Raw genomic sequence first — 25,997 nt, forward strand, 5'->3', positions numbered from 1 at the left:
CCTATGAGTGAATTTTCCCAGACAGTCCCCGAACTGGTTGCCTGGGCCAGGAAAAATGATTTCTCCATCTCGCTGCCGGTAGACAGACTCTCTTTCCTGCTGGCGGTTGCCACGCTGAACGGCGAACGGCTCGATGGCGAAATGAGCGAGGGTGAACTGGTGGATGCGTTCCGCCATGTGAGTGATGCGTTTGAGCAAACCAGCGAAACCATTAGCGTGCGTGCCAACAACGTAATCAACGATATGGTGCGTCAACGTCTGCTGAACCGCTTTACCAGCGAGCAGGCGGAAGGTAACGCCATTTATCGACTGACGCCACTGGGCATCGGCATTACCGATTACTACATCCGCCAGCGTGAGTTTTCCACGCTGCGTCTTTCCATGCAGCTCTCGATTGTGGCGGGTGAACTCAAGCGTGCAGCCGATGCCGCGGATGAAAACGGTGATGAATTCCACTGGCACCGTAACGTCTACGCGCCGCTGAAATATTCGGTAGCGGAGATTTTTGACAGTATCGATCTGACCCAGCGTCTGATGGACGAACAGCAGCAGCAGGTGAAAGATGATATCGCGCAATTGCTGAATAAAGACTGGCGTGCGGCCATCTCCAGCTGTGAGTTGCTGCTGTCGGAAACCTCCGGCACGCTGCGTGAACTGCAGGATACGCTGGAGGCTGCAGGCGATAAACTCCAGGCCAACCTGCTGCGCATTCAGGATGCGACCATGGCACATGACGATCTGCATTTTATCGACCGTCTGGTCTTTGATTTGCAGAGCAAGCTCGATCGCATCATTAGCTGGGGCCAGCAATCGATTGACCTGTGGATCGGTTACGATCGTCATGTACATAAATTTATCCGTACCGCCATCGATATGGATAAAAACCGCGTCTTTGCTCAGCGTCTGCGTCAGTCTGTTCAAACCTACTTCGATGCGCCGTGGGCGCTAACCTACGCCAATGCCGATCGTCTGCTCGATATGCGTGACGAAGAGATGGCGTTGCGTGATGAAGAGGTAACCGGTGAGCTGCCACCGGATCTGGAGTACGAAGAATTCAACGAAATTCGTGAGCAACTTGCGGCCATGATCGAAGAACAGCTCGCTGTCTACAAAACCAGACAGGTACCGCTGGATCTTGGTCTCGTGGTGCGCGACTATCTGGCGCAATATCCTCGCGCGCGCCACTTCGACGTTGCCCGCATTGTGGTAGACCAGGCGGTTCGCCTGGGTATCGCGCAAGCAGATTTCACCGGACTGCCGCCGAAGTGGCAGCCGATTAACGATTACGGAGCCAAGGTACAGGCGCATGTCATTGACAAATATTGAACAAGTGATGCCATTAAAGCTGGCACAGGCGCTGGCGAATCCGTTATTTCCGGCGCTGGACAGCCAGCTGCGTGCCGGTCGTCATATTGGCCTCGACGAGCTGGATAATCACGCCTTTTTGATGGACTTCCAGGAGTATCTGGAAGAGTTTTACGCACGCTATAACGTTGAGCTTATCCGCGCGCCGGAAGGTTTCTTCTACCTGCGTCCGCGTTCCACCACGCTTATTCCGCGCTCCGTGCTCTCCGAGCTGGATATGATGGTCGGCAAAATTCTGTGCTACCTCTACCTCAGCCCGGAACGTCTGGCAAATGAAGGGATCTTCACCCAGCAGGAGCTTTACGATGAGCTGTTGACGCTGGCAGACGAAAGCAAGCTGCTGAAGCTTGTGAACAACCGTTCAACGGGGTCGGATCTCGATCGTCAGAAATTGCAGGAAAAAGTTCGCTCTTCTCTGAACCGTCTGCGTCGTCTGGGGATGGTCTGGTTTATGGGCCACGACAGCAGCAAATTCCGCATTACGGAATCTGTTTTCCGCTTCGGTGCCGACGTGCGTGCGGGCGACGACGCGCGTGAAGCGCAGCTTCGCATGATCCGCGACGGTGAGGCGATGCCGGTGGAAAACCATTTGCAGCTCAATGACGAGCCTGAAGACAATCAGCCGGATAGCGGGGAGGAAGAGTAATGATTGAACGCGGTAAATTTCGCTCACTAACGCTGATTAACTGGAACGGCTTTTTTGCCCGAACCTTTGATCTCGATGAGCTGGTGACAACGCTCTCCGGCGGTAACGGTGCGGGTAAATCCACCACCATGGCGGCCTTTGTGACGGCGCTGATCCCTGATTTGACGCTGCTGCACTTCCGTAATACCACCGAAGCGGGGGCGACAAGCGGCTCCCGCGATAAAGGCCTGCACGGTAAGCTCAAAGCTGGCGTCTGTTATTCGGTGCTGGATGTGATCAACTCCCGTCACCAGCGTGTGGTGGTGGGCGTGCGTCTGCAGCAGGTCGCCGGTCGCGATCGAAAAGTGGATATCAAACCGTTCGCGATTCAGGGGCTGCCAACCTCAATGCAGCCAACGGCGCTGCTGACGGAAACGCTCAATGAGCGCCAGGCGCGCGTACTGACGCTGCAGGAGCTGAAAGACAAGCTCGAAGCTATCGAAGGCGTGCAGTTCAAGCAGTTCAACTCAATTACCGATTACCACTCCCTGATGTTCGATCTGGGCGTGGTGGCGCGTCGTCTGCGTACCGCATCCGACCGCAGCAAATATTACCGTCTGATTGAAGCCTCCCTGTACGGCGGGATCTCCAGCGCCATTACCCGCTCCCTGCGCGACTACCTGTTGCCGGAAAACAGCGGCGTGCGTAAGGCCTTCCAGGACATGGAAGCCGCGCTGCGTGAAAACCGCATGACGCTGGAAGCGATTCGCGTTACCCAGTCTGACCGCGATCTGTTTAAACACCTGATCAGTGAAGCCACCAACTATGTGGCGGCGGATTATATGCGTCACGCCAACGAGCGCCGCGTGCATCTCGATCAGGCATTAGAGTACCGCCGCGAGCTGTTCACCTCCCGTAAACAGCTGGTGGCCGAGCAGTATAAGCACGTTGAAATGGCCCGTGAACTGGGCGAACACAACGGGGCTGAAGGCGATCTGGAAGCCGATTATCAGGCCGCCAGCGATCACCTGAACCTGGTTCAGACCGCGCTGCGCCAGCAGGAAAAAATCGAGCGCTACGAAGCCGATCTCGATGAACTGCAAATTCGTCTCGAAGAGCAAAACGAAGTGGTGGCCGAAGCCGCCGACATGCAGGAAGAGAACGAAGCGCGTGCCGAAGCCGCCGAACTGGAAGTGGATGAGCTGAAAAGCCAGCTCGCCGATTACCAGCAGGCGCTAGACGTACAGCAGACGCGTGCAATTCAGTACAACCAGGCCCTGCAGGCATTGCAGCGTGCGAAAGAGCTATGCCATCTGCCTGACCTGACGCCGGACAGCGCCGATGAATGGCTGGACACCTTCCAGGCGAAAGAGCAGGAAGCCACGGAAAAACTGCTCTCCCTGGAACAGAAAATGAGCGTCGCGCAGACCGCGCACAGCCAGTTTGAACAAGCTTATCAGCTGGTGGTGGCGATTAACGGCCCGCTGGCGCGAAACGAAGCGTGGGACGTAGCCCGCGAGTTGCTGCGCGACGGCGTCAACCAGCGTCATCTGGCCGAACAGGTGCAACCGCTGCGTATGCGTCTGAACGAGCTGGAACAGCGTCTGCGCGAGCAGCAGGAGGCCGAGCGTCTGCTGGTCGAGTTCTGTAAGCGTCAGGGTAAACATTACGATATTGACGATCTTGAGGCTCTGCACCAGGAGCTTGAAGCCCGTATCGCCGCCCTTTCCGATACAGTATCAAGCGCCAGCGAACAGCGGATGACGCTGCGTCAGGAGCTGGAGCAGCTTCAGTCCCGCTCGCAGACGCTGTTGCAACGCGCACCCGTCTGGCTGGCGGCGCAAAGCAGCCTGAACCAGCTCAGCGAACAGTGCGGTGAAACGTTCGAATCCAGCCAGGAAGTGACCGAATATCTGCAACAGCTGCTTGAGCGCGAGCGCGAGGCGATTGTTGAGCGTGATGAAGTTGGCGCGCGCAAGCGCGAGGTTGACGAAGAGATTGAACGCTTAAGCCAGCCGGGCGGTGCGGAAGATGCACGCCTGAATACGCTGGCGGAGCGTTTCGGTGGCGTACTGCTGTCAGAAATTTATGATGACGTGGGTCTGGACGATGCGCCGTACTTCTCCGCGCTGTATGGCCCGTCGCGTAACGCGATTGTGGTGCCGGATCTGTCTCTGATTGCCGAACAGCTCGAAGGGCTGGAAGATTGCCCGGAAGATCTCTATCTGATCGAAGGGGATCCGCAGTCGTTCGATGACAGCGTGTTCAGCGTTGACGAGCTGGAAAAAGCGGTAGTGGTGAAAATCGCTGATCGTCAGTGGCGTTACTCGCGCTTCCCGGAACTTCCTCTGTTCGGCCGCGCCGCGCGTGAAAGTCGTATTGAGAGCCTGCACGCTGAGCGTGAAACACTGTCTGAACGTTTTGCGACGTTGTCGTTTGACGTGCAGAAAACCCAGCGCCTGCATCAGGCATTTAGCCGCTTTATCGGTAGCCATCTGGGAGTGGCCTTTGAGGCTGACCCGGAAGCGGAAATTCGCAAGCTCAACACCCGCCGTGGCGAGCTTGAGCGCGCAATTGCCAGCCATGAAAATGACAACCAGCAGAGCCGCGTTCAGTTTGAACAGGCGAAAGAGGGCGTTGCTGCCCTTAACCGCATTCTGCCGCGTCTGAATCTGCTGGCGGACGATACGCTGGCTGACCGTGTGGATGAAATCCAGGAACGTCTGGATGAAGCGCAGGAGGCTGCGCGCTTCGTGCAGCAACACGGTAATCAGCTGGCGAAGCTGGAGCCGGTCGTTTCGGTGCTTCAGAGCGATCCAGAGCAGTTTGAGCAGCTAAAAGAAGATTATGCCTGGTCCCAGCAGGTGCAGCGTGAAGCACGCCAGCAGGCGTTTGCCCTGACGGAAGTGGTGCAGCGTCGCGCTCACTTCGGCTACTCTGACTCGGCGGAAATGCTGAGCGGTAACAGCGATCTGAACGAGAAATTACGCCAGCGCCTTGAGCAGGCTGAAGCAGAACGTACGCGTGCCCGTGAAGCGATGCGTAGCCACGCGGCCCAGTTGAACCAGTACAACCAGGTTCTGGCCTCGCTAAAAAGCTCCTTTGATACCAAGAAAGAGCTGTTAAACGATCTGCAAAAAGAGCTGCAGGATATCGGCGTCCGTGCCGACAGCGGGGCAGAAGAGCGGGCGCGTGTTCGTCGTGATGAGCTGCATGCCCAGCTGAGCAATAACCGTGCGCGTCGTAATCAGCTGGAAAAAGCGCTGACCTTCTGTGAAGCGGAGATGGATAACCTGACCCGCCGCCTGCGCAAGCTGGAGCGCGACTATCACGAAATGCGTGAGCAGGTGGTATCTGCGAAGGCTGGCTGGTGCGCGGTGATGCGCATGGTGAAAGACAATAATGTTGAACGCCGTCTGCATCGTCGTGAACTGGCGTACCTCTCTGCTGATGAACTGCGATCCATGTCGGATAAGGCGTTGGGTGCGCTGCGTCTGGCGGTGGCCGATAACGAACATCTGCGCGATGTGCTGCGTATGTCTGAAGATCCGAAGCGTCCTGAGCGTAAAATTCAGTTCTTCGTGGCGGTATACCAGCATCTGCGTGAGCGTATTCGTCAGGACATCATCCGTACCGACGATCCGGTCGAAGCCATTGAACAGATGGAAATTGAACTGGGGCGCCTGACGGAAGAGCTGACCTCCCGTGAGCAGAAGCTGGCTATCAGCTCCCGTAGCGTGGCGAACATAATCCGCAAGACCATTCAGCGCGAGCAGAACCGTATTCGCCAGCTGAACCAGGGTCTGCAGAGCGTATCGTTTGGTCAGGTGAACAGCGTACGTCTGAATGTAAACGTCCGTGAAGCGCACTCTACGCTGCTGGATGTGCTCTCTGAGCAGCATGAACAGCATCAGGATCTGTTTAACAGCAACCGTCTGACCTTCTCTGAAGCGCTGGCGAAGCTGTATCAGCGTCTGAATCCGCAGATTGATATGGGGCAACGTACGCCGCAAACCATCGGTGAAGAGCTGCTGGATTACCGTAACTACCTGGAGATGGAAGTTGAGGTTAACCGTGGTTCAGACGGCTGGCTGCGTGCGGAATCCGGGGCACTGTCGACCGGTGAAGCTATCGGTACCGGGATGTCGATTCTGGTGATGGTGGTGCAGAGCTGGGAAGATGAAGCGCGTCGTCTGCGCGGCAAAGATATTTCCCCATGCCGTCTGCTGTTCCTTGATGAGGCAGCGCGTCTGGATGCCCGCTCCATCGCCACGCTGTTTGAGCTCTGCGAACGTCTGGATATGCAGCTCATCATTGCGGCACCGGAAAATATTAGTCCGGAAAAAGGCACAACCTATAAACTGGTGCGTAAAGTGTTCCAGAACAGCGAGCACGTTCATGTTGTAGGCCTGCGTGGCTTTGCTCCGCAGCCGCCGGAGTCCTTACCTGGCACAGCAGACGCCTCCTGAGGCGTGTTGTTACAAAGTGCGGCGCATTAGCGCCGCTTTTTTTACGCTTAACTTATGCTTACGGCTGCGTTATCTTTAAACTTCTTTACATAAGGTAAGGCAACTGCGTTTGTGCCTTCCTATAATGAATAAAAGCCCCAGTGTGATGGGCATGTCGTGAGAAAACAGGGGGCAAGGGATGTTGCTAAAGAAAAATCGTGGTCATCAGCTGTCAGCGTTGAGTTTGTGTCTGGCGGTGATGTTTGCTCCACTGTTAAGCGCTCAGGCCGATGAGCCTGAAGTTGTACCGTCAGACAGTTCCGCGACGATGGGTGCGCAGCCGACGTCGCTGTCACAACCGCTGGATCAATCTCCGGCGACGGCCATTTTAGCGGGTATCAGACCGCTACCCGAAGGTATCGACACCGGCGCGCTCCGCCAGCAGCTTCTTACCGGGCTTCCTGCAGGATACACGCCTGCTTACATTAACCAGCTTACGCTGCTTTATGCCGCGCGTGATATGAAGCCGATGTGGGAAAACCGGGACGCCGTTCGCGCTTTTCAGCAGCAGCTGGCGGAAGTCGCCATTGCAGGTTTTCAGCCGCAATTCACCACCTGGGTTGAACTCTTGACCGATCCAGGCGTTACCGGTCAGGCGCGTGATGTGGTGCTGTCTGATGCCATGATGGGCTACCTCCAGTTCGTGGCGGGCATCCCGGTCAATGGCAATCGCTGGTTATACAGTCAAAAACCGTACAAGCTGGCGACGCCTGCGCTGTCGGTCATTAACCAGTGGCAACTGGCGCTGGACAACGGTGACCTGCCGCGCTTTATCGCAAGCCTGGCACCGGCCCATCCACAGTATGCCACCATGCATCAGTCGCTGCTTGAGCTGGTTGCCGATTCCCGCCCGTGGCCTCAAGTGCGTGGCACAACCACGCTTCGTCCGGGACAGTGGAGCAGCGATGTCCCGGCGATCCGCGAAATTATGAAACGCTCCGGCATTCTCGAAAGCGGTCCTAAGATTGCGCTGCCTGGCGACGATACGCAAAGCGCGGTCGTCAGCCCGTCGGCCCCGGTAAAAGAGAAAAAGGCCGTTGCACAGAGCAACAAACCTGCCGCCTACGATCGCGAACTGGTCGCGGCGGTTAAGCAGTTCCAGGCCGCGCAGGGGCTGGGCGCAGACGGGGTGATCGGTCCATCCACCCGCGACTGGCTGAACGTCTCGCCTGCCCAGCGTGCTGGGGTGCTGGCGCTGAATATCCAGCGTTTACGTCTGCTGCCGGGAACACTGTCGACCGGGATTATGGTGAATATTCCAGCGTATTCGCTGGTTTATTATCAGAACGGTAGCGAGGTGCTGGCGTCGCGTGTGATTGTCGGACGTCCTGACCGTAAAACGCCGATGATGAGCAGCGCCCTGAATAACGTAGTGGTAAACCCGCCGTGGAACGTGCCACCGACGCTGGCGCGCAAGGATATTCTGCCTAAGGTCTGGAACGATCCTGGCTATCTGGAGCGTCATAACTATACGGTGATCCGCGGCTGGAACAGCAAAGAGACGATCGATCCGTGGATGGTTGACTGGTCAACGATTACGCCGTCGAACCTGCCATTCCGTTTCCAGCAGGCACCGGGTGCGCATAACTCGCTGGGGCGCTATAAATTCAACATGCCAAGTTCGGACGCTATCTATCTGCATGATACGCCGAACCATAACCTGTTCCAGAAAGATGCCCGTGCGCTCAGCTCAGGCTGCGTTCGTGTGAATAAGGCATCGGAACTGGCGAATATGCTGTTGCAGGATGCGGGCTGGAACGACACGCGGATTTCCGATGCCCTCAAGCAGGGGGACACCCGTTACGTTAACATTCGACACAATATACCGGTCAATCTTTACTATCTGACGGCGTTTGTTGGCGAAGATGGACGTACCCAGTATCGTACAGATATTTACAATTATGATCTCACGGCGCGATCCGGCGCACAAATTTTGCCAAAAGCTGAACAATTAATCAGGTAAATGAAGCAGTTCGGGAAAATAGGTTGTCGTAAGTTAGGGCAAATACGTGGCGATATGGCTGGAAGCCGCGTATTTGCTGGGGTTGGGTGCCTTGACGTCGTCGGCTTTGCCAGTTAAGGTGCCCTTCGTGCGCTAAGCATATTACGATTTCTTTGACCTGTAGACCTGATTATCATGGACAAATTTGACGCTAATCGCCGCAAACTGCTGGCGTTAGGTGGCGTTGCGCTCGGCGCAGCGGCCATCCTGCCGACGCCAGCATTTGCCACCCTCTCGACACCTCGTCCGCGTATTTTAACGCTCAACAATCTGCATACTGGTGAGTCGCTAAAAGCGGAATTCTTCGATGGCAGAGGCTATATTCAGGATGAATTAGCAAGACTTAACCATTTTTTCCGTGATTTCCGCGCGAATAAAGTAAAAGCCATCGACCCAGGATTATTTGACCAGTTGTTCCGCCTTCAGGGCCTGCTGGGTACCAGCAAGCCGGTGCAACTCATTTCCGGTTATCGTTCCATTGATACCAATAATGAATTGCGCGCCCGCAGCCGTGGGGTAGCGAAAAAAAGCTATCACACCAGGGGACAGGCAATGGATTTCCATATTGAAGGCGTTTCGTTAGCCAATATTCGCAAAGCTGCGTTATCTATGCGCGCAGGTGGTGTAGGATATTACCCAAGTAGTAACTTTGTGCATATTGATACCGGTCCAGTTCGGCACTGGTAATAACGAAACACAGGAGCAGTATGAACTATCGTATTATTCCGGTTACGGCGTTCTCCCAGAATTGTTCATTGATCTGGTGTGAGCAAACCAAACTGGCCGCGCTTGTCGATCCCGGCGGTGACGCTGAGAAGATCAAACAGGAAGTTGCAGAAAGCGGTGTGACGCTAATGCAGATTTTACTGACGCATGGTCACCTTGACCATGTCGGCGCAGCGGCGGAGCTGGCACAGCACTATGGAGTGCCGGTGATCGGTCCGGAAAAAGAAGATGAGTTCTGGCTGCAGGGTTTGCCAGCCCAAAGCCGCATGTTTGGCCTCGATGAGTGTCAGCCATTGACGCCCGATCGCTGGTTAAACGAAGGAGAGCGTGTGAACGTAGGGAATGTGACTTTACAGGTGTTGCATTGTCCTGGGCATACGCCAGGCCATATTGTCTTCTTTGATGACCAGTCCCGTCTGCTGATTTCCGGCGATGTGATCTTCAAAGGTGGCGTAGGGCGCAGCGATTTCCCGCGTGGCGACCACGGACAGCTGATCCAGTCTATTAAACAGAAGTTATTGCCGCTGGGCGATGACGTGACGTTTATCCCTGGACACGGCCCGATGTCGACGCTGGGCTACGAGCGGGTGCATAACCCCTTCCTTCAGGATGAAATGCCTGTCTGGTAAATCCGGATAATAAAAAAAGCCTGCATCGTGCAGGCTTTTTTGTGGGCGCTAATTACATTACAGTACGGCGACAATCGCTTCACACAGTGGCGCCATGTTGTCAGGCGTCATACCTGCAACGTTCACGCGGCCAGAGGCCACGGCGTACACGCCAAACTCTTCACGCAGACGCAGAACCTGTTCTTTGGTCAGGCCACTGAAAGAGAACATACCGTTCTGCTTAGTAATAAAGCTGAAATCACGGTCTGCACCTTTCTCTGCCAGGGTGTTCACAAACAGCAGGCGCATGCGCTGAATACGCTGACGCATATCGTTGAGCTCTTGCTCCCAAATCGCGCGGAGCGCATCGTTGCTCAGGATGGTGGCAACGACAGAGGCACCGTGTGCTGGTGGGTTAGAGTAGTTAGCGCGGATAACTGATTTCATCTGGCTGAACGCACGATCGGCAGTCTCTTCGTTTGCTGCGACCAGCGTGCAGGCACCAACACGCTCATTGTACAGGCCAAAGTTCTTAGAGTAGGAGCTAGCAACGATCAGCTCCTGATGGACGGCTGCGAAAGCGCGCAGACCTTCAGCGTCTTCTTCCAGACCACGGGCGAAGCCCTGGTAAGCGAAGTCAAACAGCGGCAGCCAGCCTTTTTCGACAGACAGTTTCGCCAGTTGTTCCCACTGTTCAAGCGTCGGATCAATGCCGGTTGGGTTGTGGCAGCAGCCGTGGAACAGGACCACGTCGCCCGCCTGGGCTTCACTCAGGCTCGCCAGCAGACCGTCGAAGTCCAGAGCGTGGTTTGCGGCGTCATAGTAGGCATATTCGCGCACTTCCAGACCCGCAGAGTTAAAGACGCTCTTATGGTTCGGCCAACTTGGGTTGCTGACCCATACGCGCTTAACAGCGGTATTTTTTGCAAGGAAATCCGCCGCCACGCGCAGTGCGCCGGTACCGCCAGGCGTTTGTGCTGTGCGCGCGCGTTTGTCGCTCACAATTGTACTACCTTTACCGAACAGCAGCTCCTGTGTGCAACGACCAAACTCAGGGATACCATCAATACCGAGGTAGTTCTTGGTGGTTTCATTTTCCAGCAGATACTGCTCAGCTTTTTTTACGCTGGTCAGTACCGGGGTTTTGCCGGTTTCATCTTTATATACACCAATACCCAGGTTGATTTTGCCAGGGCGGTCGTCGGCACGAAACAGATCGGCCAGGCCCAGAATAGGGTCGGCAGGAGCGGCGGTAATGTTCTCAAACATGACGAAGTTCCATTGTGATTACAGAAGTGAAATCCGCTATCAGGTTAACGGTAGATTTACAAAATGCCAACCGTTTGCGACGAAAAGCGTGCGGCTTTTCAAAAGTCGCCATTATTTTCTGTCAGGCATAAAAAAACAGGGCCGAAGCCCTGTTCATTAAGCATATAACAAAGTGGTGTACTGATTAGAACTGGTAAACGAGACCCAGTGCTACGATGTCATCATTGCTGATGCCCAGTTTGTTGTCATCTTTCAGCTGGTTGATCTGGTAGTCAACATAGGTGGACATGTTTTTGTTGAAGTAGTAAGTCGCGCCGATGTCGATGTAGTTGATGAAATCTTCATCACCAATGCCTTCTACGTCTTTCGCTTTAGATTTGTAGTAAGCGATGGATGGACGCAGACCGAAGTCGAACTGATACTGAGCGACAACAGAGAAGTCCTGAGATTTGTTAGCGAAACCTTTGCTGCTCAAACGCGCGGCGTTGTGCATTTCGCCGTACAACGCTGCCAGGTAAATATTGTTTGCGTCATACTTCAGGCCAGTTGCCCACTGCTCAGCCTTATCGCCTTTACCCCAGGCCAGAGTCTGCTGGTTGTTGGTACGGTCAGCTGCGCCGTAAGCACCGACGATGCCGAAGCCATCGAAATCATAGCTCAGAGAGGTTGCCCAGCCATCGCCGTTAGAACTTACTGCTTCAGTACGCTCATTTTTGCCCAGGTACTGAACGCCAAAGTTCAGACCGTCAACCAGGCCGAAGAAGCCGCTGTTACGGTAAGTCGCCAGACCACCATTACGGCTGGAGAAGAAGTTATCGCTTTTGCCAGTGTTGTCAACGAACGCTGGCAGCATATCGGTGATGCCGATTGCATCATAAACCAGGCCATAGTTACGGCCGTAGTCGAAGGAACCTGCATCACCGAATTTCAGACCTGCGAACGCCAGACGGGTTTTGTTACCTGTCTGAGCATCGGCGCCTTCAGAGTTGTTACCCTGGAAGTTGTATTCCCACTGACCATAGCCGGTCAGCTGGTCGTTGATTTTGGTTTCGCCTTTGAAGCCCAGACGAGCATAGGTCTGGTCGCCATCGTTGCTGTCATCATCAGAGAAGAAAAGCAGACCAACTGCTTTCCCGTACAGATCCAGTTTATTAGAGTCTTTGTTATAGATTTCTGCAGCGTTAGCTGCACCGGCTACCAGCAGGGCAGGGACTACCACTGCCAGAATATTGCGCTTCATCATTATTTATTACCTTCATTGGTTTTTTTATGACACTCGCCACTGCCGCCAATAAATTCCGTCAATAAATATTTCCGGAACTATTGATGAGAGTTTGGTGTCTTTATGTATCTGTCAGGCATCTTTCCATTCATATAAGCGTTTCGCTAGCCTGAAAGTGCTACAGTTTTCAAGATTGAGTAACAAAAAGAAATTAAATGTAACTTAATGTGTATTTTTCGGAACTTTGTGAACCACCTCAAATTTCAGAAAGACCTGGCGAATTAAACGGCAAGAAGATTCCTATATATATGAATTCCTTATAATTAATTTAGATAAAGGCAATTCGTATACGCGCACCTTCAACGACTCATTTTTTCTTATGACCCAAAAAGGACTTCTGGATGGCTGTGATTTTGGTTGAAATTTGTGCTATTGCTTGAGGATTAAATAATCGCAATAAGAATGGGGTTTATTTTTTGTTCGTAGATATTTCGTGGAAACAAAACGTAACAACTAGTGGTTGTGACGGGGTCAAAGTTGAAAGGTGCTTACTTTACGCTGACTAAAATTGACAGAGCAGAATAAAATAATGGCCAGCAAATGCTGGCCATTATGATTTTGGTTACTTAGAAGCTGGCATTACGCGGCGTACGTGGGAACGGAATAACGTCACGTACGTTCTGAACACCTGTGACGTAGGCGATCAGACGTTCGAAGCCCAGACCAAAGCCTGAGTGTGGCACAGTACCGTAACGGCGCAGATCGCGATACCAGCTGTAATCCGCCGGATTGAGCCCCATCTCTTGCATGCGCGCATCCAGCACGTCCAGACGCTCTTCACGCTGGGAACCACCGATAATTTCACCAATGCCCGGCGCCAGTACGTCCATTGCGGCAACGGTTTTACCGTCTTCGTTAAGGCGCATATAGAACGCCTTAATGTCTTTCGGGTAGTTTTTCACAACAACCGGTGCTTTGAAGTGCTTCTCAGCCAGGTAACGCTCATGCTCGGAAGAGAGATCCACGCCCCAATAAACCGGGTTCTCAAACTTCTCTCCGCATTTCTCGAGAATAGCGACCGCATCGGTGTAATCCACCTGGGCAAAGTCGGAGGAAACAAAGCGCTCCAGACGTGCAATCGCTTCGTTATCGACACGCTCAGCGAAGAATTTCATATCATCAGCACGTTCTTCCAGTACCGCTTTGAAGACGTACTTGAGCATGGCTTCCGCCAGGCCAGCGACATCGTTCAGATCTGCGAAAGCCACTTCAGGCTCCAGCATCCAGAATTCTGCCAGGTGACGGCTGGTGTTGGAGTTTTCCGCACGGAAGGTTGGGCCGAAGGTATAGATTTTAGACAGCGCACAGGCGTAGGTTTCGCCGTTGAGCTGGCCAGATACCGTCAGGAAGGCTTCTTTACCAAAGAAGTCTTTGTCAAAGTCCACTTTACCTTCTGGCGTGCGCGGCAGGTTTTCCAGATCCAGCGTAGAAACGCGGAACATCTCGCCAGCGCCTTCGGTATCGGAGGCGGTGATCAGCGGGGTAGATACCCAGAAATAACCCTGCTCATCGAAGAAGCGATGCAGTGCCTGCGCCAGAGTGTGGCGGACACGGGCTACCGCACCAATCAGGTTGGTGCGTGGACGCAGGTGAGCCACTTCACGCAGATATTCGATGCTGTGACGTTTTGCGGCCATCGGGTAGGTATCAGGATCTTCAACCCAGCCAGTTACTTCAACGGCAGTGGCCTGAATTTCGAAACTCTGACCCTGACCCGGTGATGCGACAACCACGCCTGTAACAATTACGGAACAACCGGTTGTCAGGTGCAGAACGTCATCATTGTAATTGGGCAGAGAATTATTAATGACGGCCTGTACAGGATCAAAGCAGGAACCGTCATAGACGGCAAGGAAGGAGATGCCAGCTTTAGAATCTCGGCGGGTACGCACCCATCCGCGCACGGTGACTTCTAGGTCTTCGGCGACACGGCCCTGGAGTACGTCGGCTACAGGCACAACGCTCATAATATTCTCTCTGTTAATAGTCGGAAAAAATAAACACTTGTCCACCCAAATGGGGGGATATCTATGTTACCTGCCATCCGCTATCAGACAAGTAAATTTCGCAGTCAAAAGAGAAGAATTAAGAAATAAATAAGAAGTAGGGAGCCATTTGGCTCCCTTAAGCGCTTAACTGGCTTTTTTGACCTGAGGGAGATCGAAAGCTTTGCGTAACGCGCGGACAAACGCTTTGTCATGACAGATGGTTTTACCCGGGCTATCGGAGAGCTTGGCTACCGGCTTGCCGTTACATTCCACCAGTTTTATCACGATATTCAGCGGTTTTACCTGAGGGATGTCGCAGGTTAAACGGGTGCCAATCCCGAAGCTCAGGTTTACTCGGGTACTGAAATGGCGATAGAGTTCAACCGCTTTCGCGAGATCGAGGTTGTCGGAGAAGACCAGCACCTTGCTCATCGGGTCAATGCCGAGTTTTTCGTAATGCGCGATCGCCTTCTCACCCCATTCAACCGGATCCCCGGAGTCATGACGTAACCCCTGGTAACGCTCAGCGAACTCAGGGCCGAAATCACGCAGGAACGCATCCATCGTGATGCAGTCGGTCAGGGCGATGCCGAGTTGATTCGGATACTCGTCAAGCCACGCGGCCAGTGCGGCGCGTTGGCTGTTGGCCAGATCAGGGCTGATCTGCTGATGTGCCTGGAACCATTCGTGTGCCTGGGTACCCATTGGTGTCAGGTTCAGACGACGTGCCAGATCGTAATTACTGGTGCCCACGAACCACGACTCTTGCTGCAGACGCTGAACAATGGCCTGCTGAACGTCGCGGGAGAAACGGCGACGTGTGCCAAAGTCCATCAGACGGAAGCGGGACATATCCAGCCCATCCGTCAGGGTGGCAAACCCTGCAAGTTTGTTTTCCAGCGCGGCCAGTGCCTGAGTCACCCCGGTTTCCGGCGAACGGTAGCGGTGAGCCAGCTCGCTGATCACAGCCAGCAGCGGAACTTCCCACATGATCACTTCACGCCATGGGCCTTCAAGGCGAATATCCAGCTTGCCGTTATCATTCGTGACGGTGACCTGCTCTGGCTTATAACGGAAGTCGCGCAGCCAGTTCAGATAGTCCGCTTTAAAGAAAGGCAGGCCGGAAAGCCACTGGTATTCGTCGTCCTGCAACGTCAGATGCTGCATAGCATCGACCTGTTCACGAATGGAATCTGCGTAGATACCGAGCAAGTCGTCGCCACGGCAGCGGAATTCCGCCGCAACATCAACATCATAGTAATGGTGGAAAACGGCTTGCTGCATGTGCAGTTTATACGCGTCGGTATCCAGCAACGTATGCAGAACAGGAGAAGCGAATCGAGTCATAGGTGCGCAGTAGCATCCTCTCACAGGAGCGTTTAGTACAATAAACAACTCCGGAGTATACCTTGTTTAGTGATTTATTGAACCCCGATCACAACATAAGCGCTCTTTATGGTCGAGGGCATTTTGTGCCCCGTGTTATACAAATGTAGCAAAAAGGGTGTTTGTACCTGAAAAGGTGAACATTCTGCATAGCGCGATCTACACAACAGGAATAGACTGGAATCGTTATTCGACAAACGATGCATAAGGTTTTCTATGACACAACAGCCACAAGCCAAATACCGCCACGACTATCGTGCGCCGGATTACCTGATTAGCGATATCGATCTGACTTTTGACCTGGATGCCACTAAAACCGTTGTGACGGCGGTAAGCCAGGTGACGCGCCAGAGCGCGACGGCAGTGCCGCTGCGTCTGGATGGTGAAGACCTGACGCTGGTCTCCCTGCATATTAATGATGCAGCCTGGACTGACTATAAAGAAGAAGACAACCAGCTGGTGATCGATAACCTGCCGGAACGCTTTACGCTGCGCATCGTGAATGAAATCAGCCCTGCCGCCAATACGGCGCTGGAAGGGCTCTACCAGTCTGGCGTGGCGCTGTGCACCCAGTGTGAAGCGGAAGGTTTCCGCCACATCACCTGGTATCTTGATCGTCCGGACGTGCTGGCGCGTTTTACCACCAAAATCATCGCGGATAAAACGCTTTATCCTTTCCTGCTCTCTAACGGTAACCGCGTGGGTGAGGGTGAGCTGGAAAACGGCCGTCACTGGGTACAGTGGCAGGATCCGTTCCCGAAACCATGCTACCTGTTTGCGCTGGTGGCGGGTGATTTCGACGTCTTACGTGACACCTTCAAAACCCGTTCTGGCCGAGAAGTGGCGCTGGAACTGTTCGTTGACCGTGGCAACCTCGATCGCGCGCCATGGGCGATGACCTCGCTCATCAACTCCATGAAATGGGACGAAGAGCGTTTTGGTCTGGAATACGATCTCGACATCTATATGATTGTCGCCGTCGACTTCTTCAACATGGGCGCGATGGAGAACAAAGGTCTCAACATCTTTAACTCCAAATACGTGCTGGCCCGTACCGATACCGCCACCGATAAAGACTACCTCGATATCGAGCGCGTTATTGGCCACGAATATTTCCATAACTGGACCGGTAACCGCGTCACCTGCCGCGACTGGTTCCAGCTGAGCCTTAAAGAAGGCCTGACCGTATTCCGTGACCAGGAGTTCAGCTCCGATCTGGGCTCGCGGGCGGTTAACCGCATCAACAACGTACGCACCATGCGTGGGTTGCAGTTCGCGGAAGATGCCAGTCCGATGGCGCACCCAATTCGTCCGGACAAAGTCATTGAGATGAATAACTTCTACACCCTGACGGTGTATGAAAAAGGGGCGGAAATTATCCGTATGATCCATACCCTGCTGGGCGAGGAGAACTTCCAGAAAGGGATGCAGCTCTATTTCGAGCGTCACGACGGCAGCGCCGCCACCTGCGATGATTTTGTGCAGGCAATGGAAGATGCGTCGAATGTGGATCTCTCTCACTTTCGCCGCTGGTACAGCCAGGCCGGTACGCCGATTGTCACCGTTAAAGACGATTACAATCCGGAGACCGAGCTGTACACCCTGACCATCAGCCAACGCACGCCGCCAACGGCTGAGCAGGAAGAAAAATATCCGCTGCACATCCCGTTCAGCATTGAACTGTATGATAACGAAGGCAAAGTGATCCCGCTGCAGAAGGGCGGCCACCCGGTACACCACGTGCTAAACGTGACCCAGGCAGAGCAGACCTTTATCTTCGATAACGTCTATTTCCAGCCGGTGCCTGCGCTGCTGTGTGAATTCTCTGCTCCAGTGAAGCTGGAGTACAAGTGGAGCGATCAACAGCTGACGTTCCTGATGCGTCACGCGCGCAACGATTTCTCCCGCTGGGATGCCGCGCAAAGCCTGCTCGCGACATACATCAAGCTGAACGTTAATCGTCATCAGCAGGGCCAGCCGCTGTCGCTGCCGGTTCACGTGGCTGACGCGTTCCGTGCGGTTCTGCTGGATGAACAGATTGATCCGGCCCTCGCGGCTGAAATCCTGACGTTGCCGTCCGCGACCGAAATCGCCGAGCTGTTCGAGACCATCGATCCTATTGCCATCGTGGCTGTGCGTGAAGCGCTGACCCGCACGCTGGCGGCCGAACTGGCGGATGAGTTCCTGGCGATCTACAACGCCAACAAGCTGGATGCGTACCGCGTGGAACATGGCGACATTGGTAAACGTTCCCTGCGTAATACCTGTCTGCGCTACCTGGCCTTTGGTGAAACAGACCTGGCGAACACGCTGGTGAGCAAGCAGTATCACGAAGCGGATAATATGACCGACGCGCTCGCCGCCCTGGCGGCAAGCGTGGCAGCCGAGTTACCGTGCCGTGATGCGCTGATGCAAGAGTATGACGATAAGTGGCACCAGGATGGCCTGGTCATGGACAAGTGGTTCATTCTGCAGGCGACCAGTCCGGCAGCCGATGCGCTCAGCAACGTGCGCAGCCTGCTGAAGCATCGCTCCTTTACCATGAGCAACCCGAACCGCGTCCGCTCCCTGATTGGCGCGTTTGCCAGCAGTAATCCGGCTGCGTTCCACGCGGAAGACGGCAGCGGTTATCAGTTCATGGTGGAAATGCTGACCGAGTTGAACAGCCGTAACCCGCAGGTGGCATCACGTCTGATTGAGCCGCTGATCCGCCTGAAACGCTACGATGCGCAGCGCCAGGCGAAGATGCGTGCCGCGCTTGAGCAGCTTAAAGGGCTGGAAAATCTCTCTGGCGATCTGTACGAGAAGATATCAAAAGCGCTGGCGTAATATAAACGTTAATCCCACCCTCTCCCCGTGGGATAGGGCCGGGTGAAGGCATCAGGCATTAGCCGTAATCAAGGCGCGCTCATTCACACCGCGCCTCATCACCCGCTCCAGCACCTCCGCTTCCAGCTCTGCCAGTCTTGCCGATCCCACACGGCGAGGGCGTGGAATATCCACCGTCAGATCCAGACCAATTTTTCCCTCTTCTATTAACAGCACCCGGTCAGCCATGGCGACGGCTTCGCTCACGTCGTGCGTCACCAGCAGGACCGTAAAACCGTGCTCCTGCCAGAGCGAGGCAATTAAATCCTGCATTTCAATCCGCGTCAGGGCATCAAGTGCCCCGAGCGGCTCATCGAGCAGCAACAGGCCTGGACGATGTATCAATGCCCGCGCCAGTGCTACGCGCTGTTTTTGCCCGCCAGAGAGGGCAGCAGGCCAGTCACCGGCGCGATCCTCCAGCCCGACGGCGGCCAGCGCCTGACGCGCCTCCTCCCGCCAGTGACCTTTCAGGCCCAGCCCGACGTTATCCATCACCGTTTTCCAGGGCAGCAGGCGCGCATCCTGAAACATCATGCGGGTATCATCCTGAATATTGGCCAGCGGCGTTGTCCCTGCCAGAATCTCCCCTCCATTCGGCGCTTCCAGTCCGGCTAACAGACGCAGCAGCGTACTCTTGCCGCCGCCGCTGCGGCCGACAACGGCCACAAATTGTCCGGCGGGGATATGCAGATCCAGGACGTTAAGAATGGTTTTGTCGCCGTAGCGTTTCGTGACGCCGTTAAGTAACAGCGGTGTCCCCTGAGTGAGTCGGGCGGTATTCATGCTTTCGCCTCCTGAGAGAAATAGGCCGGGTTCCAGCGCAGCCAGCTGCGTTCCAGCCACTGGGCGCTGACGTCAGCAAGTTTGCCCAGCAGGGCATAAAGGATAATGGCGACTACCACCACGTCCGTTTGCAGGAATTCGCGGGCGTTCATTGCCAGATAGCCAATGCCGGAGTTGGCTGAAATGGTCTCCGCGACGATCAGCGTCAGCCACATCAGGCCGAGCGCAAAGCGAACGCCAACCGTAATGGAGGGCAGGGCGCCCGGCAGCAGCACGTTGATAAACAGGGCAAATCCTGATAATCCGTAGCTGCGTGCCATCTCAACCAGCCCGCGATCGATATTGCGGATCCCGTGCCAGGTATTGATGTAAATCGGGAACAGCGTGCCCAGCGCCACGAGGAAAATTTTGGCGCTCTCATCAATACCAAACCACAGAATGACCAGGGGGATCAGCGCCAGATGCGGTACGTTGCGCAGCATCTGAATGGAGGTATCCAGCAACCGTTCCCCCCAGCGGGACAGGCCGCTGATCAACCCCAGCGTCAGGCCGATGCTCCCGCCGATGGAAAACCCAATCACCGCGCGCCAGGAGCTAATGGCCAGGTGCTGCCACAGCTCGCCGCTGGCACTCAGCGACCAGAATGCTTCGATTACGCCCTCCGGAGAGGGCAGGATACGGCTCGACAGCCAGCCGGTGGAGGAGGCCAGTTGCCAGATAAGGACAATGCCGACAGGTAAAAACCACGGGGCGGCGCGCAACAGCCATTTTTGTGTGGTGAGAGACATAGCCACTCCTTAGCTTTGCGCGACTTTTCGCGGAATAAACTCGTTGGCCACGGCTTCGCCCTGAAGCTGCAGCTGGCGGGGCTGCGGAATGTCCGGGATAGCGACATCCAGATGCGGGAACAGCAGTTCACCCACTTTGTATGCCTCCTCAAGATGCGGATAGCCCGAGAGGATAAAGCTGTCGATACCCAGCTCGGCATATTCGTTGATACGCGCCGCCACGGTCGGGCCGTCACCCACCAGCGCAGTACCTGCACCACCGCGTACCAGGCCGACACCCGCCCAGAGATTGGGGCTGATCTCCAGATTCTCGCGTTTGCCGTTATGTAACGAAGCCATCCGGTGCTGTCCAACGGAGTCGGTTTTCGCAAACGCCGCCTGCGCTTTGGCGATGGTCTCATCGTCCAGATGCGAGATCAGCCGGTCAGCGGCCTGCCAGGCCTCTTCGTTGGTTTCACGCACAATCACGTGCAGGCGAATGCCAAAGCGCACCTTGCGGCCATGGGCGGCGGCTTTGGCCTGCACCTGGGCAATTTTCTCTTTCACCAGTTCAGGCGGCTCCCCCCAGGTCAGATAGAGATCGACCTGTTCTGCCGCCAGATCCTGTGCCACATCCGACGATCCGCCGAAGTAGAGCGGTGGACGCGGCTGCTGTACCGGAGGAAAGTAGAGTTTCGCGTCGCGAACATGAATATGCTTGCCATCGAAGGTGACCGTTTCCCCCTCAAGCAGACGTCGCCAGACGCGGGTAAACTCGGCGGAGGCCTCATAGCGTTCCGTATGATCGAGGAACACGCCGTCACCGGCCAGTTCCTGCGGATCGCTGCCGGTGACCAGGTTAAACAGCGCGCGTCCGTTGGAGAGCCTGTCGAGCGTTGCCGCCTGACGTGCGGCAACGGTCGGGGAAACCACGCTCGGACGCAATGCCACCAGGAATTTCAGGCGCTGGGTGACCGGGATCATCGACGCGGCGACCAGCCAGGCGTCTTCGCACGAGCGTCCGGTGGGGATCAGCACGCCGGTGAAACCGATTCGGTCTGCCGCCTGCGCAATCTGCTGCAGATAGCCGTGGTCAACCGGGCGCGACCCTTCTTCGGTACCAAGATAGTGTCCATCACCGTGGGTGGGTAAAAACCAGAAAAGATTCAGACTCATGATTTGGCTCCTTCTTTGGCTGCGGGTTGCCAGATGCGTTCGCGAATGTTCACCTGTTTTGGGACTAAGCGGTTTTGATAAAAGAGGTCGGCAGTCTGTTGTTGCAGGGCTGCGACATGTGCGTCCACCGGGATAATGGTGGTGGGTGGACGGTGGTTGAGGTAGCTCGCGATCACCGCCTCCGGTAAGCCCATGGTTTTCGCCAGCAGGGTGATGCTCTCCGGGCGCTGGCTTTGCGTCAGGGTATCGGCTTCGGTAAAGGTATTCAGGACGTCCTGAACAAAGGCACCGTTTTTCTCTGCATACGGACGGGCTGCCAGGTAGAACGAACCGGTCTGTTTCAGGGTAGTGCCATCTTTCAATACCCGTACGCCGCCCTGAAGTAATGCCGCGGAGTAGTAAGGATCCCAGATAGCCCACGCATCGACATTGCCTTGCTGGAAGGCGGCGCGGGCATCAGCCGGGGTGAGATAGACGGGCTGAATATCGGTGAACTTTAGCCCGGCCTCCTGCAGGGCGCGGAGTAGCAGGTTGTGCGAGCTGGAACCTTTCTGGAATGCGACTTTGTGACCTTTAAGTTCGGCGACATTTTTAATGGCGCTATTTTCCGGCACCAGAATCACCTCGGCTTTAGGTTTTGGTGGCTCAACGCCAACGTAGACCAGATCGGCCCCGGCCGCCTGCGCAAAGATCGGTGGAATATCGCCAGTACTGCCTAAATCGATGCTTCCAACGTTCAGCGCCTCCAGCATTTGTGGCCCGGCAGGAAACTCCACCCAGGAGAATTTGGTCTGTGGGAAGCGTTTTTCCAGAAGCTGGTGGCTTTTTGCCAGCACCATACTGACGCTGCCTTTCTGGTAACCAATGCGCAAACTGTCAGGTGCCGTCTCTGCTGCATGGCTCAGGGACGAGAGTGTGAGCAGACCAGCCAGGCTGATACGGGTAAGTGTTTTAAACATGTGCGACTCCTTGTGGCTGTCCAAACGCAGGTGCCTGAATATCGCGACGGTGCAGGGCATGCCAGAATGTCTCCAGCGCACTGTCGAGTCGGGTTTGCAGATTCGGTGTGAAATGCGGTTTGTGCTGGTAATCGATAACCTGCGAGTCATCGGCAAAAACGCCGTGCAGGATCTCCTGCGCCTTCAACGCGTTCAGTACTGGCTTCAGGGCGTAATCCACGGCCAGTAAATGCGCAACCGTACCGCCCGTAGCCAGCGGCAACACCACTTTTCCATCAAATGCACGTTCAGGCAGCAGATCGAGCAAGGTTTTCAGTGCGCCGGAAAATGAGGCTTTATAAATCGGGGTCGCGACGATAAGCCCGTCAGCACTTTTTAGCTGTTCAATCAGGGTTTTCAATGCAGGACTGTCAAAGCGCGCGTAGAGCAGATCCTCAGGTTCAAAGTTGTGCAGATTCCAGTGGCACACTTCCACATCCAGAGCATTAAGCCTTTCGCGGGCATATTCCAGCAGGGCGCTGGAACGAGAAGGGAAACGTGGACTTCCGGCCAGGATGATGACGCGCATGTGTGCTCCTTATAACTAATTGTTTGCTTTTATCTAACATTCATAACAATTTTCAGGAGTGTGACACTGCGTGGTTATTCCACTAAATGATTTATTCGCAATTAAAATGCGAAAAAGCGCATAAGAAGTGTACGGGGAAGTAAACGTTTGCGTTTTACGCTGATTTTTTTGCCGCAGGTCAATTCCCTTTCCGGGCAGGATCGCACATAATTCCCTCCCGGTTTGCACACCGGGAATCCAGGAGAGTTCATGTACTACCCCTTCGTTCGTAAAGCCCTTTTCCAGCTCGACCCTGAGCGCGCTCATGAATTTACATTCCAGCAATTACGCCGTATTACGGGAACGCCGCTGGCCGCGCTGGTGCGTCAGAACGTGCCGGAAAAACCTGTGCAGTGCATGGGTCTGACCTTTAAAAACCCGCTGGGTCTGGCGGCAGGTCTGGATAAAAATGGCGAGTGCATTGATGCCCTGGGCGCGATGGGCTTTGGTTCCATCGAAATCGGTACCGTCACGCCGCGTCCACAGCCGGGTAATGATAAGCCGCGTTTGTTCCGCCTGGTCGAAGCCGAGGGGCTGATCAACCGCATGGGCTTTAATAACCTCGGCGTGGATCATCTCGTAGAAAACGTTAAAAAAGCCCATTTTGATGGTGTATTAGGCATCAATATTGGCAAAAATAAAGACACGCCGGTTGAGCAGGGCAAAGATGACTACCTGATTTGTATGGAAAAAGTCTACGCCTATGCCGGTTATATCGCCGTGAATATTTCATCGCCGAATACCCCGGGGCTACGTTCTCTGCAATATGGTGAAGCGCTGGACGATCTTCTCAGCGCCATTAAAAATAAACAAAATGAGCTGCAGGCGATCCATCATAAATATGTTCCGGTGGCGGTTAAGATCGCACCGGATCTTTCTGCTGAAGAATTGATCCAGGTTGCCGACAGCTTAGTTCGCCATAATATTGATGGTGTGATTGCGACCAATACGACGCTCGATCGCTCCCTCGTCCAGGGAATGAAAAACTGTGACGAAGCGGGTGGGTTAAGTGGACGTCCGGTACAATTAAAAAGTACGGAAATTATTCGGGCGCTCTCCGCCGAATTAAAAGGTCACCTGCCAATAATCGGTGTCGGTGGTATCGATTCGGTGATTGCTGCGCGCGAGAAGATGGCTGCGGGCGCCTCACTGGTGCAAATCTATTCCGGCTTTATTTTTAAAGGCCCGCCGCTCATAAAAGAAATCGTTACTCATATCTAATCTTTTCTCTTAATCAGACAACCAGGGCTTTATTTCCAGCCCTGGTTGTTTTATATTCCGTCACTGTTGCTTATTTAGACATTATAGTCTTTTATTAATGGTGTTATAAACGAAGCGGCGAATGGGACATTTTTAGTACAGGACGTTTGGGTACGGGAGAGAAACATGCGAATTAAACCTGACGATAACTGGCGCTGGTATTTTTGTGAAGAGCATGACCGAATGATGCTCGATTTAGCCAATGGCATGTTGTTCCGTTCTCGTTTTGCGCGTCGAATGTTAACCCCGGACGCTTTCTCCCCGTCTGGCTTTTGTGTAGACGATGCTGCGCTTTATTTCTCCTTTGAAGAGAAATGCCGTGACCTGCTGCTCTCAAAAGAACAGCGTGCCGAACTGATATTAAACGCGCTGGTGGCGATTCGTTTTCTGAAACCGCAAATGCCGAAAAGCTGGCATTTTCTGCCGCATGATATGAACTGGACGCCGTCCACGGGCGATGCGGCCAGCGTCAATCTGAGCGATACCGCAGAAGAGGTGAGTTTACTGGTGGTGGAACCTGGCGAAAATGCCGCGCTTTGTCTGCTGGCCCAGCCCGGCGTGACCATTGCCGGGCGGACGATGCAGCTCGGGGATGCCATTAAGGTCATGAATGACAGGCTGAAACCGCAGCTGCGCGTGGATTCGTTCAGCCTGGAACAGGCGGTTTAAGCTTCCAGCTGTATCGACGTTTTTGGAATACAGCTACAGCACAGGATCGTCCCGTCATCACCGATTGCGGATTTCTTCAGCGCACTGACGTCGCCCCCGACCAGCTTGATTCGACAGCAACCACAGATACCCGCCCGACAGGAATACGGGAGACGGATCCCGGCTTGCTCCAGCTGCTCAAGTATCACCTGCTGATTGTTACCCCGTATAACGCGGCCCTGCCAGTGAATATCCACTGCCGAACTGGCTTGCGTCTCAACCTCTACCGTTTCTTCTTCCTGACCCGCACCGTACACGCGCGCAGGCCCACGGGTGAGAATTTCCACCTCGTCACCCACGCGGATCACTCCGCTTGAACGCGGAATAAGATTCTGGCCGAAATCCACGTCGCCATTATCCTGCGCGGTACGGAATGATTGCAGGGTTTTCAGCGGTTCGCCGGAAGGATGCTTCAGGCCTTTCTCCGGACTTACGGTGGTGAAAATGCAGCGGCTGCACGGCTTAACGACATCAAAAATGACGCTGCCGATGCGGATGACTTTCCAGGTATCTTCCTCCCAGGCTTCCGTACCGGTCACCACCAGATTCGGGCGAAATTGCTCCATCTGCACGCTGGCCTTACAGCGACGCTGCAGGTCACGCAGCGAGGCTTCGCTGGTTAACAGGAACGGGGAACCATCGGCAAACGAGAGGGGAACCGCTTCGTGGCGCTTGACGCGTCGTGTCAGCGCCGGACCCACCCAGCGCAGCTGTACCTCGCGGGAGAAGAAGCCGCTCAGCCAGCGGTTAATCTCGTCCGGAGCGATGCGAGCGGTAAAATGATTGCCCCACACTTCCGTTGGCGCATCGACAGGCGCAAAATCAGCAAAGCGAATCACCACGCTTGAGCCATCCGGGGCGGTGAGGTGGAGGCCGTCATGCAGCGGCGAAGGCGTAAAACGCACCATCTGCGGGAACTGGCGTGCGGTAATGAACGTACCGTCAGGCTCGGTGACCATAAAAATACGATCGAAGGCAAATCCACTGATGTCAGCCAGGGCGTGAGAAACGCCGATACCGCGCATGGATTTCACCGGATGAATAAAAAGCCTGGATAACGTCGCCACTGTGCACAGTCCCTCGAATGAAAATAAGCCTTCAACTTTATGA

General features: G+C 54.7%; 18 protein-coding genes and 1 pseudogene. 9 read left to right on the forward strand and 10 right to left on the reverse strand.

What is annotated here, in order from left to right:
- The first annotated feature begins 3 nt into the window (after positions 1 to 3).
- The 6 genes from mukF (at position 4) to HX884_RS00695 (ending at position 9,855) form a co-directional block, all read left to right on the forward strand.
- Complete coding sequence (gene mukF / locus HX884_RS00670; RefSeq protein WP_178327471.1) at positions 4 to 1,326, forward strand: chromosome partition protein MukF; 1,323 nt, start codon at positions 4 to 6, stop codon at positions 1,324 to 1,326.
- Positions 1,307 to 2,011 (forward strand): chromosome partition protein MukE, encoded by a 705-nt coding sequence (mukE, locus tag HX884_RS00675; protein ID WP_013097294.1) that lies wholly within the window; start codon positions 1,307 to 1,309, stop codon positions 2,009 to 2,011. The genes mukF and mukE overlap by 20 nt, the downstream gene beginning before the upstream one ends.
- On the forward strand, positions 2,011 to 6,459 hold the full coding sequence (gene mukB, locus HX884_RS00680) for a chromosome partition protein MukB (RefSeq protein ID WP_178327472.1): 4,449 nt from the start codon (positions 2,011 to 2,013) through the stop codon (positions 6,457 to 6,459). Before mukE ends, mukB begins: the two co-directional genes overlap by 1 nt.
- A 178-nt stretch (positions 6,460 to 6,637) precedes the next feature.
- Positions 6,638 to 8,461, forward strand: a complete 1,824-nt coding sequence (gene ldtD, locus HX884_RS00685; RefSeq protein ID WP_045902760.1) for a L,D-transpeptidase — start codon at positions 6,638 to 6,640, stop codon at positions 8,459 to 8,461.
- Between the two features lie 174 nt (positions 8,462 to 8,635).
- Positions 8,636 to 9,187 carry a YcbK family protein gene (locus HX884_RS00690; RefSeq protein WP_013097290.1) on the forward strand — a complete coding sequence of 184 codons (552 nt, stop codon included), beginning with the start codon at positions 8,636 to 8,638 and terminating at the stop codon, positions 9,185 to 9,187.
- A gap of 20 nt (positions 9,188 to 9,207) precedes the next feature.
- Entirely contained in the window at positions 9,208 to 9,855 is a 648-nt protein-coding gene (locus HX884_RS00695; protein ID WP_013097289.1) for an MBL fold metallo-hydrolase, read from the forward strand.
- A gap of 57 nt (positions 9,856 to 9,912) precedes the next feature.
- On the opposite strand, the gene HX884_RS00700 is transcribed toward HX884_RS00695, so the two are convergent.
- The 4 genes from HX884_RS00700 to pncB form a co-directional block, all read right to left on the reverse strand.
- On the reverse strand, positions 9,913 to 11,103 hold the full coding sequence (locus tag HX884_RS00700; protein ID WP_029882979.1) for an amino acid aminotransferase: 1,191 nt from the start codon (positions 11,101 to 11,103) through the stop codon (positions 9,913 to 9,915).
- A gap of 184 nt (positions 11,104 to 11,287) precedes the next feature.
- On the reverse strand, positions 11,288 to 12,346 hold the full coding sequence (gene ompF / locus HX884_RS00705) for a porin OmpF (protein ID WP_280043447.1): 1,059 nt from the start codon (positions 12,344 to 12,346) through the stop codon (positions 11,288 to 11,290).
- Positions 12,347 to 12,951: 605 nt separating this feature from the next.
- Positions 12,952 to 14,352 (reverse strand): asparagine--tRNA ligase, encoded by a 1,401-nt coding sequence (asnS, locus tag HX884_RS00710; protein ID WP_029882977.1) that lies wholly within the window; start codon positions 14,350 to 14,352, stop codon positions 12,952 to 12,954.
- A 165-nt stretch (positions 14,353 to 14,517) separates the two neighbouring features.
- Positions 14,518 to 15,720 carry a nicotinate phosphoribosyltransferase gene (gene pncB, locus HX884_RS00715; protein ID WP_029882976.1) on the reverse strand — a complete coding sequence of 401 codons (1,203 nt, stop codon included), beginning with the start codon at positions 15,718 to 15,720 and terminating at the stop codon, positions 14,518 to 14,520.
- Positions 15,721 to 15,975: 255 nt separating this feature from the next.
- Here pncB and pepN point away from each other — a divergent pair, with 255 nt between their 5' ends.
- Positions 15,976 to 18,588 (forward strand): aminopeptidase N, encoded by a 2,613-nt coding sequence (pepN, locus tag HX884_RS00720; RefSeq protein ID WP_095440424.1) that lies wholly within the window; start codon positions 15,976 to 15,978, stop codon positions 18,586 to 18,588.
- A 51-nt stretch (positions 18,589 to 18,639) separates the two neighbouring features.
- On the opposite strand, the gene ssuB is transcribed toward pepN, so the two are convergent.
- From ssuB to ssuE, 5 genes and pseudogenes are all read right to left on the reverse strand, one after another.
- The gene (gene ssuB / locus HX884_RS00725) at positions 18,640 to 19,410 is read right to left on the reverse strand and encodes an aliphatic sulfonates ABC transporter ATP-binding protein (protein WP_178327473.1); all 771 of its coding nucleotides are present in this window, start codon (positions 19,408 to 19,410) and stop codon (positions 18,640 to 18,642) included.
- Positions 19,407 to 20,198 carry an aliphatic sulfonate ABC transporter permease SsuC gene (gene ssuC, locus HX884_RS00730; RefSeq protein WP_178327474.1) on the reverse strand — a complete coding sequence of 264 codons (792 nt, stop codon included), beginning with the start codon at positions 20,196 to 20,198 and terminating at the stop codon, positions 19,407 to 19,409. The genes ssuB and ssuC overlap by 4 nt, the downstream gene beginning before the upstream one ends.
- Before the next feature lie 9 nt (positions 20,199 to 20,207).
- Positions 20,208 to 21,353 carry an FMNH2-dependent alkanesulfonate monooxygenase gene (gene ssuD / locus HX884_RS00735; protein WP_013097272.1) on the reverse strand — a complete coding sequence of 382 codons (1,146 nt, stop codon included), beginning with the start codon at positions 21,351 to 21,353 and terminating at the stop codon, positions 20,208 to 20,210.
- A pseudogene (locus HX884_RS00740) lies at positions 21,313 to 22,312 on the reverse strand (sulfonate ABC transporter substrate-binding protein). The gene ssuD and the pseudogene HX884_RS00740 overlap by 41 nt, the downstream one beginning before the upstream one ends.
- Positions 22,305 to 22,880 (reverse strand): NADPH-dependent FMN reductase, encoded by a 576-nt coding sequence (ssuE, locus tag HX884_RS00745; protein WP_178327476.1) that lies wholly within the window; start codon positions 22,878 to 22,880, stop codon positions 22,305 to 22,307. The pseudogene HX884_RS00740 and the gene ssuE overlap by 8 nt, the downstream one beginning before the upstream one ends.
- Before the next feature lie 249 nt (positions 22,881 to 23,129).
- On the opposite strand from ssuE, the gene pyrD reads away from it, so the two are divergent.
- Both pyrD and zapC read left to right on the forward strand, forming a co-directional pair.
- Complete coding sequence (gene pyrD, locus HX884_RS00750; protein WP_178327477.1) at positions 23,130 to 24,140, forward strand: quinone-dependent dihydroorotate dehydrogenase; 1,011 nt, start codon at positions 23,130 to 23,132, stop codon at positions 24,138 to 24,140.
- Between the two features lie 165 nt (positions 24,141 to 24,305).
- The gene (zapC, locus tag HX884_RS00755; RefSeq protein WP_020689696.1) at positions 24,306 to 24,848 is read left to right on the forward strand and encodes a cell division protein ZapC; all 543 of its coding nucleotides are present in this window, start codon (positions 24,306 to 24,308) and stop codon (positions 24,846 to 24,848) included.
- Here the strand turns inward: zapC and HX884_RS00760 are convergent.
- On the reverse strand, positions 24,845 to 25,954 hold the full coding sequence (locus HX884_RS00760) for a YcbX family protein (protein WP_178327478.1): 1,110 nt from the start codon (positions 25,952 to 25,954) through the stop codon (positions 24,845 to 24,847). The genes zapC and HX884_RS00760 overlap by 4 nt on opposite strands.
- Positions 25,955 to 25,997: the final 43 nt, after the last annotated feature.

The sequence above is a fragment of the Enterobacter sp. SECR19-1250 genome, assembly GCF_013391025.1.
Classification (GTDB): Bacteria; Pseudomonadota; Gammaproteobacteria; order Enterobacterales; family Enterobacteriaceae; genus Enterobacter; species Enterobacter cloacae.